General features: G+C 33.4%; 18 protein-coding genes, 1 pseudogene and 1 riboswitch. Of the genes and pseudogenes, 15 read left to right on the forward strand and 4 right to left on the reverse strand.

Annotation, left to right across the window (positions count from 1 at the left end; genetic code table 11):
• The 6 genes from atpD (at window position 1) to fabZ (ending at window position 4438) form a co-directional block, all read left to right on the forward strand.
• On the forward strand, window positions 1–1416 hold the full coding sequence (gene atpD / locus LQ679_RS04030; RefSeq protein ID WP_025904484.1) for a F0F1 ATP synthase subunit beta: 1416 nt from the start codon (window positions 1–3) through the stop codon (window positions 1414–1416).
• A 22-nt stretch (window positions 1417–1438) separates the two neighbouring features.
• Entirely contained in the window at window positions 1439–1843 is a 405-nt protein-coding gene (locus LQ679_RS04035) for a F0F1 ATP synthase subunit epsilon (protein ID WP_025904485.1), read from the forward strand.
• Window positions 1844–2038: 195 nt separating this feature from the next.
• Window positions 2039–2269 (forward strand): DUF1146 family protein, encoded by a 231-nt coding sequence (locus LQ679_RS04040; RefSeq protein ID WP_025904486.1) that lies wholly within the window; start codon window positions 2039–2041, stop codon window positions 2267–2269.
• A 150-nt stretch (window positions 2270–2419) separates the two neighbouring features.
• Window positions 2420–3715 carry a UDP-N-acetylglucosamine 1-carboxyvinyltransferase gene (gene murA, locus LQ679_RS04045; RefSeq protein ID WP_126477264.1) on the forward strand — a complete coding sequence of 432 codons (1296 nt, stop codon included), beginning with the start codon at window positions 2420–2422 and terminating at the stop codon, window positions 3713–3715.
• 1 nt (window position 3716) lies between these two features.
• Window positions 3717–4001, forward strand: a complete 285-nt coding sequence (locus LQ679_RS04050; protein WP_239762112.1) for a DNA-directed RNA polymerase subunit beta — start codon at window positions 3717–3719, stop codon at window positions 3999–4001.
• Entirely contained in the window at window positions 4001–4438 is a 438-nt protein-coding gene (gene fabZ, locus LQ679_RS04055; protein ID WP_025904489.1) for a 3-hydroxyacyl-ACP dehydratase FabZ, read from the forward strand. Before LQ679_RS04050 ends, fabZ begins: the two co-directional genes overlap by 1 nt.
• A gap of 706 nt (window positions 4439–5144) precedes the next feature.
• Here the strand turns inward: fabZ and LQ679_RS04060 are convergent.
• The gene (locus tag LQ679_RS04060; protein ID WP_025904490.1) at window positions 5145–5582 is read right to left on the reverse strand and encodes a YwpF-like family protein; all 438 of its coding nucleotides are present in this window, start codon (window positions 5580–5582) and stop codon (window positions 5145–5147) included.
• Between the two features lie 180 nt (window positions 5583–5762).
• On the opposite strand from LQ679_RS04060, the gene LQ679_RS04065 reads away from it, so the two are divergent.
• The 6 genes and pseudogenes from LQ679_RS04065 (at window position 5763) to yidC (ending at window position 11055) form a co-directional block, all read left to right on the forward strand.
• Complete coding sequence (locus LQ679_RS04065; RefSeq protein ID WP_037589776.1) at window positions 5763–6332, forward strand: single-stranded DNA-binding protein; 570 nt, start codon at window positions 5763–5765, stop codon at window positions 6330–6332.
• A 939-nt stretch (window positions 6333–7271) separates the two neighbouring features.
• Window positions 7272–7544 (forward strand): annotated as a pseudogene (locus tag LQ679_RS14890) (aggregation-promoting factor C-terminal-like domain-containing protein); the annotation flags it as partial.
• A gap of 125 nt (window positions 7545–7669) precedes the next feature.
• Window positions 7670–7768, forward strand: a riboswitch (TPP riboswitch).
• A 97-nt stretch (window positions 7769–7865) separates the two neighbouring features.
• Window positions 7866–8678, forward strand: a complete 813-nt coding sequence (gene thiD / locus LQ679_RS04075) for a bifunctional hydroxymethylpyrimidine kinase/phosphomethylpyrimidine kinase (RefSeq protein WP_025904493.1) — start codon at window positions 7866–7868, stop codon at window positions 8676–8678.
• Window positions 8671–9462 carry a hydroxyethylthiazole kinase gene (thiM, locus tag LQ679_RS04080; RefSeq protein WP_191836448.1) on the forward strand — a complete coding sequence of 264 codons (792 nt, stop codon included), beginning with the start codon at window positions 8671–8673 and terminating at the stop codon, window positions 9460–9462. The genes thiD and thiM overlap by 8 nt, the downstream gene beginning before the upstream one ends.
• Entirely contained in the window at window positions 9463–10104 is a 642-nt protein-coding gene (thiE, locus tag LQ679_RS04085) for a thiamine phosphate synthase (protein WP_191836447.1), read from the forward strand. It begins immediately after the preceding gene.
• Window positions 10105–10185: 81 nt separating this feature from the next.
• Window positions 10186–11055 (forward strand): membrane protein insertase YidC, encoded by an 870-nt coding sequence (gene yidC / locus LQ679_RS04090; RefSeq protein WP_025904496.1) that lies wholly within the window; start codon window positions 10186–10188, stop codon window positions 11053–11055.
• 28 nt (window positions 11056–11083) lie between these two features.
• On the opposite strand, the gene LQ679_RS04095 is transcribed toward yidC, so the two are convergent.
• Window positions 11084–11749 (reverse strand): HD domain-containing protein, encoded by a 666-nt coding sequence (locus tag LQ679_RS04095; RefSeq protein ID WP_239762113.1) that lies wholly within the window; start codon window positions 11747–11749, stop codon window positions 11084–11086.
• 64 nt (window positions 11750–11813) lie between these two features.
• Window positions 11814–13295, reverse strand: coding sequence for a cardiolipin synthase (gene cls / locus LQ679_RS04100; RefSeq protein ID WP_049320116.1), 1482 nt, complete (start codon window positions 13293–13295; stop codon window positions 11814–11816).
• Window positions 13296–13446: 151 nt separating this feature from the next.
• On the opposite strand from cls, the gene LQ679_RS04105 reads away from it, so the two are divergent.
• Both LQ679_RS04105 and LQ679_RS04110 read left to right on the forward strand, forming a co-directional pair.
• Window positions 13447–13650 carry a copper ion binding protein gene (locus LQ679_RS04105; RefSeq protein ID WP_025904499.1) on the forward strand — a complete coding sequence of 68 codons (204 nt, stop codon included), beginning with the start codon at window positions 13447–13449 and terminating at the stop codon, window positions 13648–13650.
• A gap of 141 nt (window positions 13651–13791) precedes the next feature.
• Entirely contained in the window at window positions 13792–13926 is a 135-nt protein-coding gene (locus LQ679_RS04110) for an Lmo0850 family protein (RefSeq protein WP_224658879.1), read from the forward strand.
• 46 nt (window positions 13927–13972) lie between these two features.
• Here LQ679_RS04110 and LQ679_RS04115 read toward each other — a convergent pair whose 3' ends face one another.
• Entirely contained in the window at window positions 13973–15172 is a 1200-nt protein-coding gene (locus LQ679_RS04115) for an FtsW/RodA/SpoVE family cell cycle protein (RefSeq protein WP_191836444.1), read from the reverse strand.
• 180 nt (window positions 15173–15352) lie between these two features.
• On the opposite strand from LQ679_RS04115, the gene LQ679_RS04120 reads away from it, so the two are divergent.
• Window positions 15353–16426 carry a D-alanine--D-alanine ligase gene (locus LQ679_RS04120; RefSeq protein ID WP_037589765.1) on the forward strand — a complete coding sequence of 358 codons (1074 nt, stop codon included), beginning with the start codon at window positions 15353–15355 and terminating at the stop codon, window positions 16424–16426.
• The last annotated feature ends 10 nt before the right edge of the window (window positions 16427–16436 follow it).

Raw genomic sequence — 16436 nt, forward strand, 5'->3', positions numbered from 1 at the left:
ATGGGATTAGGCCGAGTAACGCAAATTACAGGGCCAGTTATTGATGTACGCTTCCCACATGGTGAATTGCCAGAACTTAATAATGCTTTAACACTTAAAGTTGAACGTCCAGACGGATCAAGCTTTGACTTAGCATTAGAAGTTGCATTACACCTTGGTGATGATGTTGTACGTTCTATAGCAATGGCATCAACTGATGGTGTTAAACGTGGACAAGAAGTTACTGATACAGGAAGACCTATTTCAGTACCAGTTGGTGATGCTACATTAGGTCGTGTTTTCAATGTATTAGGCGAAAAAATTGATTTAGGTGAAGAAATTGATGAAAGCGTACGTCGCGATCCAATTCATCGTTTAGCACCTAAATTCGAAGATTTATCTACAAAAGTAGAAATTCTTGAAACTGGTATTAAAGTAGTAGACTTATTAGCACCTTATATCAAAGGTGGTAAAATCGGTTTATTCGGTGGTGCCGGAGTAGGTAAAACAGTACTTATTCAAGAATTAATCAATAACATCGCGCAAGAACATGGTGGTATTTCTGTATTCGCAGGTGTAGGTGAACGTACACGTGAAGGAAATGACTTATACTATGAAATGAGCGATTCAGGTGTTATTAAGAAAACAGCGATGGTATTCGGTCAAATGAACGAGCCACCTGGTGCACGTGCTAGAGTTGCACTTTCTGGTTTAACAATGGCAGAATACTTCCGTGATGAGCAAGGACAAGACGTATTATTGTTCATCGATAACATCTTCCGTTTTACACAAGCAGGTTCAGAGGTATCAGCATTATTAGGCCGTATGCCATCTGCCGTTGGTTACCAACCAACACTTGCTACTGAAATGGGACAATTACAAGAACGTATTACATCTACTAATAAAGGATCAGTTACATCTATCCAAGCAGTATTCGTACCTGCCGATGACTACACTGACCCAGCGCCAGCAACAGCTTTCGCTCACTTAGATGCTACTACTAACTTGGAACGTAAATTAACGGAAATGGGTATTTATCCAGCCGTTGACCCATTAGCTTCAACATCACGTGCTTTAACTCCTGAAATTGTTGGAGATGAACACTATGATGTTGCGCGTCGTGTACAACAAACGTTACAAAAATATAGAGAGTTACAAGATATCATTGCCATACTTGGTATGGATGAATTATCAGATGAAGATAAGAAAACAGTTGAACGTGCTCGTCGTATTCAATTCTTCTTATCTCAAAACTTCCATGTAGCTGAACAATTTACTGGTCAAAAAGGTTCATACGTACCAGTTAGTCAAACTGTACAAGATTTCAAAGCTATTCTAGAAGGACAATATGACCATATCCCAGAAGATGCTTTCCGTTTAGTCGGTGGTATTGAAGCAGTTCTTGAAAATGCTAAAAACATGGGTGTAGAGGTCTAATAATAATTAGGAGGAATGGAAAATGAATACATTTACCTTAGATGTTGTCACTCCTAATGGATCTGTTTACTCAGCAAAAGAAGTAGAACTTGTTGTTTTACATACTGAAACTGGTGAAATGGGTGTAATGGCTGGACATATTCCAACTGTTGCAGCTTTGAAAACAGGATACGTTAAAGTAAACAAAGCAAGTGGTACGGAGTATTTAGCTGTTTCCGAAGGATTTGTTGAAGTAAGAACTAATAAAGTTACAGTCCTAGTTCAAGCGGCTGAAACTGCCGATGAAATAGATAAAGACCGTGCGATTAATTCTAAAGAACGTGCTGAAGAACGATTGAAAATGAATCGTGATGAAGTAGACTTTAGACGTGCTGAACGTGCACTTCATCGTGCAATTAATCGAATTGAAGTGGCTAAATTTAGATAAAATACAAGAGTCTGGGACATAACGTAATGTCTCAGACTCTTTTAGTATCTTGGCAGTAGATGTCTGAATTGAAAATGCGCTTGTATCAAGCTTTTTTCAACTCTAGTCATCCTTGCCGGGGCGGGACGACGAAATCTTTTTATCTAAATTAGATTTCTGTCCCGCTCCCTTATATTTTTAGAAGGAGTTGTTAATATGGAATATTATGGTCAATTAGGTATTATCGGACTTTTACTACATGTCATCTGTGTATGCTTAGCATTTTGGGCACTCCAAGGCGTACGATTAGAACAAATTTTTAAGAAAAATCATGTTGCGCAAGCTCAAACATTTATTATCATCTTATCTATCATATTAGGTACGGCTGTAAGTCGTTTTATTTTAGATATACTCCAATATTCGCTACAATTAAGATTGCTATTCTAATAATAAGAAAAAATTACATAAATATATGAAAAAAGAACAAAAAAGTAGTATAATATTTTGGTGATGTTTATGAATCAAGAAAAATGTGTATTAAATAAATATATACATTTGTAAAATAAATAAAAGTGAAGTTTTTTGGAGGATAATTATATGGATAAAATCGTCGTGAAAGGCGGAGCAAGTCTTAATGGCACAGTTGTAGTCGAAGGGGCAAAAAACGCAGTATTACCAATATTAACAGCTACACTTTTACCAAGTGTTGGTCAAAGTGTATTAACGAATGTACCTAAATTAAGTGATGTAGATACAATTAACACAGTACTTACGCATTTAAATGCAGATATAGAATATGATGCAGATCATAACACTGTAAAAATAGATGCATCAAATACATTAAAAATCGAAGCACCATATGAATACGTAAGTAAGATGAGAGCGAGTATTTTAGTTATGGGTCCTTTATTAGCAAGAGAAGGTCATGCTAGAGTCGCTTTACCTGGTGGTTGTGCAATTGGTTCAAGACCTATTGAACAACATTTAAAAGGATTCGAAGCTTTAGGTGCAGAAATTGAACTACATAACGGATTTATTGAAGCAACAACACCTAATGGCTTAAAAGGGGCTAAAATTTATTTAGATTTCCCAAGTGTAGGTGCTACTCAAAATATTATGATGGCAGCAGTCCTTGCAGAAGGAAAAACTGAAATTCAAAACGTAGCAAGAGAACCAGAAATTGTAGATTTAGCTAACTATTTAAATGAAATGGGTGCACAAGTACACGGTGCTGGCACAGATACAATTAGAATCACAGGTGTTAGTCAATTACACGGTGCAGAACATGCTATTATTCCAGATAGAATTGAAGCTGGTACATTTATGATTGCAGCAGCGATTACTAGAGGAAACGTTAATGTTATTGGAGCAATTAGAGAACATATGACTAGCTTAGTGTCTAAATTAGAAGAAGCTGGTGTTCAAATTACGGATATCGAAGATGGATTAAATGTTCAAGTACCTGGTGAAATTAAAGCAATTGATGTTAAAACAATGCCACATCCAGGATTCCCTACAGATATGCAATCTCAAATTATGGCTTTATTATTAACAGCTAATGGTACTAGTAAAGTAACTGAAACAGTATTTGAAAACAGATTTATGCATGTAGAAGAATTCAAACGTATGAATGCAGATATTTTCATTAACGGTAGAAGTGCAATGATTACAGGTAACAGTAAATTACAAGGTGCAGATGTAAAAGCTACAGATTTAAGAGCTGGTGCATCATTGATTCTTGCTGGACTTGTGTCTGACGGATATACAAACGTTACAGAACTTAAACATTTAGATAGAGGTTATGTTGATTTTCATGGTAAACTTAAAGCATTAGGTGCAGATGTTGAACGCATCAATGATAATGGCAAGTTAAACGATAAAGCGAGGGTTTAGTATGGCTGAAACACAATCATCAAGATCTGACGATAAAAAAAGAAAGTCAACTTATCAATCTATTAAAGAGAAACTTCAAAGAAATAGAGTAGAAACAATTCAAGGAGTGGAAGTAGAGCATCGTGTCATTCCATTATGGATTAAATTACTTATATTATTAGGATTAATGATTTTATTATTTATTGTTGGAACTATGATTGGATACGGTATACTTCATAATCCATTTGGGGTGTTTAATCCCGAAACTTGGCAACACATCTTTGATTTAACTGGAAGGAGCTCATAATGGAAACTATTTATGACTTTAACGAAATTAAAAAAATTATACCTCACCGTTACCCATTTTTATTATTAGATAGAATAGTAGAATTAGAAGACGGTAAACGTTGTGTAGGTATTAAACAAGTAGCAGGTAACGAACCATTTTTCCAAGGACATTTTCCTGATTATGCAGTAATGCCAGGCGTATTAATCGTAGAAGCATTAGCACAAACAGGTGCAGTTGCAATGTTACGCTTAGAAGAAAACCAAGGAAAACTAGCAATGTTTGCAGGAATTGATAAATGTCGATTCAAAAAACAAGTTACACCAGGTGACACTCTAAGACTTGAAGTAGAAATAAACAAAATAAAAGGTCCAATAGGAAAAGGAACAGCAAAAGCAACAGTAGATGGAGAAGTTGCATGTAGTTGTGAAATCAGCTTTGCTATTGTTGATCAATAAATAGAAAAGAGAAAACAGGCGACTGTTTTCTCTTTTTTTCTGCTTATAAATGGGATTTGATTTTGTTAGGGACAGAATTCAGAGAAATGTCTCTAAGAGAGCGCCCACCTAACTACCAGAATTCAGAATAATGGAAGTTACAGCGTTCTAATTACCAGAATTCAGAAAAATGGAAGTTAGCGGATTCTAATTACCAGAATTCAGAATAGTGGTAGTTACAGAGTTCTAATTACCAGAATTCGGAATAGTGGTAGTTACAGCGTTCTAATTACCAGAATTCGGAATAGTGGTAGTTACAACGTTCTAATTACCAGAATTCGAAATAATGGAAGTTAGCGGATTCTAACTACCAGAATTCAGAAAAATGGAAGTTAGCGAGCTCTAACTACCACAATTCGAAATAATGGTAGTTACAGGATTCTAACTACCACAATTCAGAATAATGGAAGATACAGTATTCTAACTACCAGAATTCAGAATAATGGAAGTTACAGCGTTCTAATTACCAGAATTCGAAATAATGGAAGTTAGCGCATTCTAATTACCAGAATTCAGAAAAATGGAAGTTAGCGGATTCTAATTACCATAATTCAGAATAATGGAAGTTACAACGTTCTAATTACCAGAATTCGAAATAATGGAAGTTACACACCCAAATACACACCTAACAAAAAATCTAGGACCACAAACTGTCCTAGATTTTTCTTTATATATTGCTTTTTTCGTCTTTTAATTTTGGTTTAGATTGCATCAATCTATTAAATGATGTTTTAAGCTCATCTCCTGATAAGCCTTCATCTATGAGTTGCTCTAATAATCGTTCTGCATATACTTGTCGTAATGTATAGATATGACATTCAAATACGACGGATATTTTATCTTCTAGTTGTTCTATGTATTTGATGGTTGCATCAAATAATGCTGGGTCGTTTGAAGGTCTTGTTATAACGACACGTGTATCTAGTAAGGTTTGGTTATCGTGATATTCTTTCATTTGTTCATAATGAATATCTGAAATTAAGATCTCTAATAGCCATCCTGTACCACTATTTTCTTTATTTATAATGATACCATCTAATAATTCATACTCTGTAATCTGTTCATCATCTACAATTTGAAAGCGTACGGCTTTAAATGTTTTCATAAACATCCCCCTTATCGTTAAATCTACGAATGTTTAACTTTGTTATCTATTATAAAGCACTTTTGCATGAAATAACAATAATCATAAAATAAAGTGAAGAATAAGTGTTTATTTTATGATTTATCGGACTTTGACTGAAAAAATTGACTCATTATATTATAAGTATAAGGAGGTGAGAATATGTTAAATAAATCTGTATTAGTTGGACGTTTAACTAAGGACCCTGCATATTATAAGAAAGGCGAAATTATCATTTCTACATTTTGTTTAGCTGTTGAACGCGGATATAAGACTAAAGATGGCACGATTGCTGTTGATTTTATTGTATGTAAAGCATTCGGTAAACTTGCACATAATATTCATGAATATACTAAGAAGGGACAGCTTGTTGCATTAACTGGGCAAATTCAATCAAGAGCATATGTTAAAGATGATAAGAAACACTATATAACAGAAATTATATGTGAAACGATTAAATTCTTAAATATGCCTGCATCAAGTAAATCAACGATCCCTCAAACGAAAGAGGAAATGAGTGAATTAATTAGTGAAAGTGCTGAAAGTTATGCTAGTGACCTTTCATCTAAAGTAGCAAAAGAAAAATTACGAGCTGAAGCATTAGCTAAAGAAAATGGTGAAAATAACTTAGATGAAAAGTTATATAGCGAATATCATAATGTCGTTGACGTTATTAAAGAAACTGAACAACAAACTCCTGATGCTGATGCATCAAAAGTAACAACCTCGTAGCATTAAACTTCAATAAAAACTGTTTATAGAAATACTTCCGAAAATAAATATTCTTGATTCTAAATTCCGAAACTTGCTGTCTTGCTGTAGGGCAGCAAGTATACATAATTACAAGTAATTGTTTAAAAAATTACATGAATATGACAAATTGTCTGATAATTAATTTTGTTCAATCTTTATAAATCCCTTTGTTAAGGTGTTTTAATGATTAATATTCAGAATATTGTCTGAAAATTAACGTAATCTAACTGTAATATTAGCTGTAATTTTTTCATATAGCTGTAACCTATGACATAAAAATAAGTGGTATAGTTTAAACAGTAAAAATCATATAAAAAGTGAAAACCTTACAGGAGGAAACATTCAATCATGAAAAAATTATTAGCAGTTTCAACTGCGGCAGTTGCAGTTACTACAGGGGTAACAGCTACAGCCGATGCAGCAACACATACAGTAAAATCTGGTGATACTTTAGGTAGTATTTCACAACAATACGGTACTTCAGTAAGTGCTATTAAAGCAGAAAATGGTTTAAAATCTAACTTAATCTTCCCTAACCAAGTAATCAAGGTTAACGAGAAAAGTTCAGAATCAACTACAGAATACACTGTAGTAGCAGGAGATACTTTAGGTAAAATCGCAGCTAAATACGATGTAACTGTATCTCAATTAAAAGCATGGAACAACTTATCTTCAGATCTAATCATTGTTGGACAAACTTTATCATTACAAGCTCCAGCTCAATCAGCTGAGCCAGCTAAAGCGCCTGTAGCACAACAAGCGCCAGTTCAACAAACTCAAGAACAAGTTGCAGCTCCAGCTCAACAACAAAGCTACCAAGCGCCTGTTCAATCTTACCAAGCGCCAGCACAACAAACATATAAAGCACCAGCTCAACAATCATACCAAGCACCAGCTCAAAAAGTTAGAACTACTCAAACTTCAACAGCTAGCACTGGTGGATCTACTAAAGCTCAATTCTTAGCTGCTGGTGGTTCAGAAGCTATGTGGAATGCAATTGTATTACCAGAATCAAGCGGTAATCCAAATGCAGTAAGTCCAAATGGTTACCAAGGTCTTGGTCAAACTAAAGAATCTTGGGGTACTGGTTCAGTAGCTACACAAACTAAAGGTATGTTAAACTACGCTAAAAGCCGTTACGGTTCAGAATCAGCTGCTATTGCTTTCCGTCAAGCTAACGGATGGTGGTAAGCCATACACTTTAATCTAAAGTGGTTATAAATTAATTTATCCAATCGCCTAGGAAATATCCTAGGCGATTTTTTAATTTGACCACAATACGTCTATTTGATAATCTTAAATAAACTGAATATATGAGTGACTGCTAGGGGCGCCATTTGGCTGAGATGAATTAATTCAGTCCCTTAACACCTGATTTGGATAATGCCAACGTAGGAAAGTGGTCGATGAACGTTTTTACAACTATTAATTGACCTCTTTCTTATGAAAGAGGTCATTTTTTATGAAGTTATCAATAATAGAATTATAAATATAAATTTGAGGTGGATTACAATGAAAAAACCGAATATAGCATTAACGATTGCTGGAACGGACCCAAGTGGTGGAGCAGGTATTATGGCAGATTTGAAATCATTTCATGCATCAGGCGTTTATGGAATGGCAGTTGCTACTAGTATCGTTTCTCAAAACAGCCTAGGTGTACAAGATGTTTACCATTTACCTGTTGAAGTTATTGAAAGCCAGTTAAGAAGTGTCTTTGATGACGAAGTACCACATGCTATCAAAACAGGTATGATCGCATCAGAAGAAATGATGCAAACGATTAAACCATTTATTGAACAATCTGGTAAGCCGTATGTTATTGACCCAGTCATGGTTGCTAAAAGTGGTGATGCGCTAATGGATGATGAAGGGAAAGGGAAACTTAAAGAAATATTATTACCATTAGCTACAGTTGTTACACCTAATATTCCAGAAGCAGAAGATATTACTGGATTTAAAATTCAAACTGAAGAAGAAATTAAAAAAGCTGGTGCATTTTTCTTAAATGAAATTGGATCTAAAGGTGTAGTTATAAAAGGTGGGCATCTGGAAGGTGATGCAATCGACTATTTATTTACTGAAAATGGTGTGAAAAGCTGGAAAAGTGAAAGATTCAATACGAAGCATACACATGGAACAGGTTGTACATTTAGTGCAGTAATAACAGCAGAATTAGCTAAAGGTCATACAATTGAAGAAGCGGTAGAAGTAGCTAAAAGATTTATTACGTTAGCTATTCAATATACACCTGAAATAGGCAAAGGTAGAGGTCCAGTGAACCACTTTGCATACCAAAAGATAGAGGGATTAGATTATGAGTAAATTAACAAATATTAGAGAAAATAGTCCATTAATCGTATGTTATACAAATGATGTCGTTAAAAACTTTACAGCAAATGGTTTAATTTCATTAGGTGCAAGTCCAGCAATGAGTGAAGAACCTGAAGAAGCAGAAGAATTTTCAAAAGCAGCAGGTGCTTTTCTTCTTAACATAGGCACGATTACGACTGACAAAGCCTATGATATGAAACAATATGCTGAAATTATGCATAGAAATGGTGTTCCAGTAGTTCTAGATCCAGTTGCTGTTGGTGCATCACAATTAAGAAAGACTTTTTGTACGACATTATTAAATGATGAAGTAGTTGATGTTATAAGAGGCAATGCATCAGAAATATTAGCGCTTATAGAAGAAGATACAATTATGAAAGGTACAGATAGTGATGATACGCTTGATGCTGTTAAAATTGCGAAAAAAGCACATCAACAATTAAAGCTACCGATTATCATAACTGGTAAAGTCGATGTCATTGCATGTCATAATAAAATCATCGAATTGCACAATGGTAGTGAGATGTTAACGAAAGTAACTGGTGGAGGTTGTTTATTAGGTGGGGTAATAGCTGCATTCTTATCTCATGAAAATACCATCACAATAGACTTATTAGAAGAAGCGTTATCAACATATAATATTGCAAGTGAGTTGGCATATCAACAACCTGGTGCACATTTACCAGGTACATTCCAAATTTCGTTTATAGATCAACTGAATGTTATAACAGAAGACATTGTTAAAGAGAAAAAGATTGTGAAAGAAGTGAACTAAATGTTTGATCCAAAAACGTTAAAAGTATATTTTATAGCAGGCAGTCAAGATATTGCTGACGGTAATCTTATAAGAGTTGTTGAAGAAGCTTTAAAGGCAGGCATCACGATGTTTCAGTTTCGTGAAAAAGGTGAGACGAGTAAAAAAGGGGCAGAAAAAGAAGCCCTTGCGCAATCATTATTTGAGCTTTGCAAGCAATATCAAGTTCCATTTATCGTCAATGATGATGTAGATTTAGCAATTAAATTAAATGCTGATGGTATTCATGTTGGACAAGATGACCGAAATGTATCTGAGTTTAAAGATAAGTTTAAAGATAAAATCATTGGCTTAAGTGTTGCAAATAAAAGTGAATATGATCAATCTGATATATCTGACGTGGATTATATTGGAACCGGACCTATACATTCTACAAATTCTAAAGCTGATGCAGGAGAAGAAGGTGGGTATCAACAGATTGAAAATATGAGAAAAATCAATCAAGATATTCCTATCGTTGCAATCGGCGGCATTACTGAAGTTGATGTACAACCACTTATTAAAGCTGGCGCAAATGGTGTAAGTGTTATCTCTGCTATAGCGAAAAGTCAAAATATTGAACAAACTGTGAAGGGCTTTCATAAACAGTATAAAAATATTTGATAAAATTAATATATTGATTTATGTTGTCGCTATTCTATGATAGAATGAGTTTTATGTGAGTATATCAATAGAGGTGGAAAAATGAAGAAAAAAGCTTTATGGCCATTATTATTTGGTGTAATGGTTGTGCTAGCTGGTTGTGATTATTCTAAACCTGAGAATAGGGATGGATTCTTTTATAATACATTCGTAAAACCAATGGATAGTGTTATTCATTGGCTTGGTACAAATTTGAATCACGATTATGGTCTAGCTATTATCGTTATAACATTAATTGTTCGTTTTGCGTTATTCCCATTTATGATGAAGACGTATAAGAATCAAAAGTTAATGCGTGAAAAAATGAAACTTGCTAAACCTGAAATGGAAGCAATTCAAGAAAAAGTTAAACGTGCTCGTACTCAAGAAGAAAAAATGGCAGCCAATCAAGAAATGATGGCATTATACAAAAAACATGGTATTAATCCAATGAACATGGGTTGTTTACCAATCGTTATACAAATGCCAATCGTCATGGGATTATTCTATGTATTAAAATATCCTACTGAAGGCGGAATCACAGAATATCCGAATTTCTTATGGTTTAATTTAACTGAACCTGATTTAATTATTACGATCATTGCAGGTATCATTTATGCATTACAAGCATTCGTTTCTATGAAGTATGCGAATGTTCCAGATGAACAGAAAAATATGATGAGAATGATGATGTTTATTTCTCCAATTATGATTATTTGGATGTCATACATTTCAGCATCTGCATTAGGTTTATACTGGGCAGTCGGTGGTGCATTCTTAGTTGTTCAAACATGGTTAGGTAATGTCTTCTATAACAACAAAGTTGAAGAAGAAATGAAACCAATCATTGAAGCACATGAAAGAAATCAACAAGAAGCTAACAAAGAGAAGAAACCAGCTAAACTCGTTTCTAATAAAAAGAAAAAGAAATAAAACCAAAAAAACAAACTAATCATTGTGATTAGTTTGTTTTTTTAATTACATCCCATTCTTTATAAAATTGTTCTAAAAATTTTTCCATAAATAGATGACGTTCTTCAGCGATTTGTTTGCCTCGTTTAGTATTCATTAAATCTTTTAATAATAATAATTTTTCGTAAAAATGATTGATTGCCGTATTCGGTTCATCATGATATTGACCTTCTTGTAGATCTTTTAAATTACGCGGTTGTTGAGAAGAGATATGCATAGGTTCTTTAAAATGACCGGCATATTGAAAAGTTCTAGCTATTCCTATCGCGCCAATCGCATCAATACGGTCTGCATCTTGAACGATCTTTCCTGCTAAGCTTGTAAGTTTACCTTCATTTTTACCACCGTTATAACTAACATACTTTAGAATATGGATAATCTCTGTTTGAATCGTTTCGCTAATATCCATGTCATTCATCCATTGATAAAGTTGTTGCCACGCTGTATCGGCATCTTTAAATAATTTCTTATCAACAGCATCGTGTAGTAAACTTGCTAATTCAACTACGAATAAATCCACTTCCTCAAACTGTGCAATATCTAGAGCATGATGTCTTACTCTTAGAATATGCTCAAAGTCATGACCAGTCGTATCGTTTTGGTGTAATGTACTAACATATGATTCTGCTTCTTTAATAATTTGTTCTTTATTCATATCTTTCTCCTTAAAAAAACAGGTAGAAAAGTTTGAACAATCATCTCTTCTACCTGTTTAGAATTTATAGTAAAGGTGATAGTAATCGTGCTATACCTTCTTTTAATTTAATCCACGTGCTTCTATTTTCATATCTTTCAACTGTTAATAATGATGAATGCGTCATATCATTCTCATAAGCTAATCGTGAATTCTTTGCGATTTCTTCGTCGTAAATAAAGGCATTAACTTCGAAGTTTAATACGAAGCTTCTATTATCCATGTTTGCTGTACCAATACTTACAACTTCATCATCTATAGCTACCATCTTCGTGTGTATAAAGCCTTTTTCATAAATATGAACTTTAACGCCTGCTTTAATTAATTCACCGACATTGGCAAATGTTGCCCAATAAACAAATGGGTGATCAGGTTTATTAGGAATCATCACATTAACATCTACTCCTGAAAGGGCAGCTATTTTTATCGCATCTAAAAATGATAAATCTGGAATGAAATATGGCGTTTGAATGTAAATATGTTTTTTAGCTTCTGATATCATTTTTAAATAACCATACTTGATTTGTTCCCATTCTTCATCGGGACCACTTGATGCAATTTGAATACCAACTTTACCGCCAGACTCAACATCAGGGAAGTATTTAGATTCATAGCGCATCTTGTCACGTGTAGATTGTGAGTTCCAGTCCAACATAAACCTAAGCTGTAATGCATTGACTGAGTCGCCTTCTAATCTTAAGTGCGTATCTCGCCAATAACCAAATTTTTTATCTAAACCTAAATATTCATCTCCGACATTAAAGCCACCTACGTAACCAACTTTTCCATCAATCACAACAATCTTTCTATGATTACGGTTGTTCATTCTAAAATTAATGAGTGGGAGTTTAGAAGGGAAGAAACTTGCTACTTCTCCACCTTGAGCTCTAAATTTCTTAAATGAAGATAAATTTAATTTACGTGAACCCATGTCGTCATATAACATTTTAACTTCTAAACCTTCTTGAAGTTTCTTTTCAAGTTCAAATAAGATCTTTTTACCTAAGTTATCCTTCTTAAAGATATAATATTGAATATGAATATATGACTCAGCTTTTCTAATATCTTCAATAAGTGCATCGAATTTATCATGTCCATCTGTAAACATTTCAACTTTGTTATCAGTTGTTAAGAAGGCTGAGTTATTGTAAAGCAACATATGAATCAGATGCTTATAATTAGAAATTTCAGGCTTATCAATTTCGAAATTATTTTCATCAATTGCTTTGATTTGTTCATTTATGATGTGCTCAAGACCTATTTTATCTTGTTCATCTAAGTTGAAAATACTCTTTCTTTGAATTTGTCTCCCAAATAGCAAGTAAAGTATAAATCCTAATATCGGAACAAATAAAAGCACTAACAACCAAGCCCAAATCGCACCAGCTTCTCTTGGTTCTAAGAATATGATAATAAATCCAAACACAACATTCAGAATAAATGCTGTAATAAGTAGCACTGATACTATGATGGAAAAATCAAATGAAAAATATGAAAAGTAGTTCATACCAATGCCTCCGTTTCTTTATCTTAAACTAGTATAATACATTTAAATTAAAATTGAAAAGGTTGTATTTGACCGTTCTAAAACATATGCATATAATGATTATGAAATGGCATCAATTAAAATATCATTTAAATATATAGGAGTGTTATAAATGAAAGAACAAATCATTAATGTTGAAGGTATGTCTTGTGGACATTGCAAACAAGCAGTTGAGGAATCAGTAGGTCAATTAATCGGTGTTAAAGAAGTTGTCGCTAGTCCGGATGATAATCAAGTACGTGTCGTATACGAAGATCCTGCAAGTATCGATAATATTGAAAATGCTATTTTCGATGCTGGATATGAAGTTGTTTAAGTTATCATTCATATAATTATTATAAAAAAATAACAAATTAAACAAAAAAATAACAATATAGGCCGAATGAACTATAGTCAAACTACTTAATTTAGAGTAGAATGAACTTAAGGTAATTAAATTGAATAAGAGGTGGTACCCATGAATCAACCTAAGTCAAAGGTAAAGAATGTGGTCAAACTTTTATCATCATTAGGCGTAAACATAACAGAAACTAAGTCACGAATAGAAATAATGCGTAGTTTGCCGAATGTCGCAACTAACAAGTTGAAATAAATTGGTAAACTAAAAAACCGCGTCCTCAAATTGAGGATGCGGTTTTTTATATGTCGGCTTTTTGGTCTGATTCAGTAAATTTCTCTTTTTCGTGGTAATAGATAGATAGTAATATACCAACACCTGCCATTAATGACCATAACGCTGATCCACCATAACTTATAAATGGTAATGGGATACCTGTGATAGGTAGTAATTGAATGGTCATACCGATATTTTGTACAACGTGGAATAGTACGAATGATAAGTATCCGATTATAAATACAACATTAAAAGGATGACGTGTCGTTGTTGCCATTCTAATTAAGTGTATGAATAACGCTAAGAAAATAATCAGTACAGCCATCGTTCCAATAAATCCAAATTCTTCACCAATGATTGAAAAAATAAAGTCAGTATGATTCTCAGGAATATAAACTTCACCGTTATTTAAACCTTTACCAAATATTTGACCAGAACCAATGGCTTTTAAGGATTCTGTTAAATGGTATCCGTCACCTGAGCTGTATGCATACGGATCTAGCCAAGAATTAATACGTCCTAATTGATACGTCTTAATACCTGAAACTTTCTCAATCACACTTGGTTTAAAAATCATTAATAAAATGATACTTGAACCAATTCCAAATAGGGCGATAAATGCTGGTGCGAGTATTCTCCATGTTACGCCTGAAACAACAACGATACCAAGAATGATCGCAATTAATACAAGTGTTGTTCCTAAATCATTTTGCAAAAGTATTAATAACATTGGTACTAAAGAAGTTAATCCAATTTTTAGTAATAAATTAAAGTCTCTTGATAATGATTTGTTGTAAGTAAATCTATTATGTTGATAGATAACGTTAGCTAGCGCAATAATTAAAATGATTTTCATAAACTCAGATGGTTGAATACTGATAGGTCCTAGTCTATACCAACTTTTAGCACCATTAATAATAGGTGTAAAGCTAGATTCAGGCAGGATTAATAGTCCAACTAATGATAAGTTTCCAATTATGTATATAACCCAAACATATTTTCTAAGTGTCTTTGGAGATATGAACATTAAGGCAATGGCTAAAATAAAACCAAGCACATAGTATAAGACTTGTTTAAGTAAAAAGTTTGTTTCATATTGTCCGCCAGACATTGCAGAATTGATTATTAAACAACTCGTTCCAAATAAGATAAGAATAATCGTAATTAATCGCCAATCTATTCTTTCTAGAAACGATTTATTTAATGTACGAGTAGAAGTTTCCATTAAAAGACTCCTTTAATTAACACTAAATTTCATAATTTTCATTATAACTTGATTGTACATAAAGTGATACATTTTTGCTATTCAGAAAAGCGTTATTTTTAAAATAGTCATGTTGATACGTGCAACAATAGCTAAAAACATGATAAAATATAGGCTAATAATCTACTTGGAGGCTTATATATGTCTAAAAAAAATATTTGCATTATATATGGTGGGAAAAGTGCAGAGCACGATGTATCAATTTTAACGGCTCAAAATGTGATCAATGCAGTTGATCTATCTAAATACATAATTGATATCATTTATATTACAAATGATGGGGATTGGATTAAAAGCGACCAATCTATCGATGGAAAAGTCGAAGATATTGAACAATTAAAATTATCAAGTGAATCATTAACACCAATATCTAAATTATTAGAAGCGAGTAATGATGGCAACGCATATAGCGCAGTATTTCCATTATTACACGGTCCAAACGGTGAAGACGGTACAATTCAAGGTTTATTTGAAGTATTGGATATTCCTTATGTTGGTAATGGTGTGCTTGCAGCATCAAGTTCAATGGATAAATTAGTGATGAAACATTTATTCGCTCACAGAGGATTACCTCAATTACCATATGTAAGTTTCTTAAAAAGTGAATACGAGAAATATGAACATAATATAGTGGAGCTTATTCAAAATAAACTTGAATATCCTGTATTCGTTAAGCCAGCAAATTTAGGTTCAAGTGTTGGTATTAGTAAATGTACGAATAAAGAAGAATTGATTTCTGGTATTGAAGAAGCATTTCAATTTGACCGTAAACTTGTTATCGAACAAGGTGTTGATGCTAGAGAAATTGAAGTAGCCGTATTAGGTAATGATTACCCAGAAACAACTTTACCTGGTGAAGTTATTAAAGATGTACAATTTTATGATTATAAATCTAAATATAAAGATGGCAAAGTTAAACTTCAAATACCTGCTGATGTAGATGAAGAAACAGCAACAACTTTAAGAAATATGGCTATTGAAGCTTTTAAAGCAACAGATTGTTCTGGATTGGTAAGAGCAGACTTCTTCTTAACAGAAGATAATACAATTTATATTAACGAAACAAATGCAATGCCAGGATTTACACAATACAGCATGTATCCATTATTATGGGAGAACATGAACTTAAGCTATACAGAGCTTATAACTAAGTTAATTGAACTTGCTATTGAACGATACGATAACAAGAAGAATATCAAATATAAAATTGACTGAGGGTAAATAG

Source organism: Mammaliicoccus sp. I-M35 (assembly GCF_022386455.1).
GTDB lineage: Bacteria > Bacillota > Bacilli > Staphylococcales > Staphylococcaceae > Mammaliicoccus > Mammaliicoccus sciuri_A.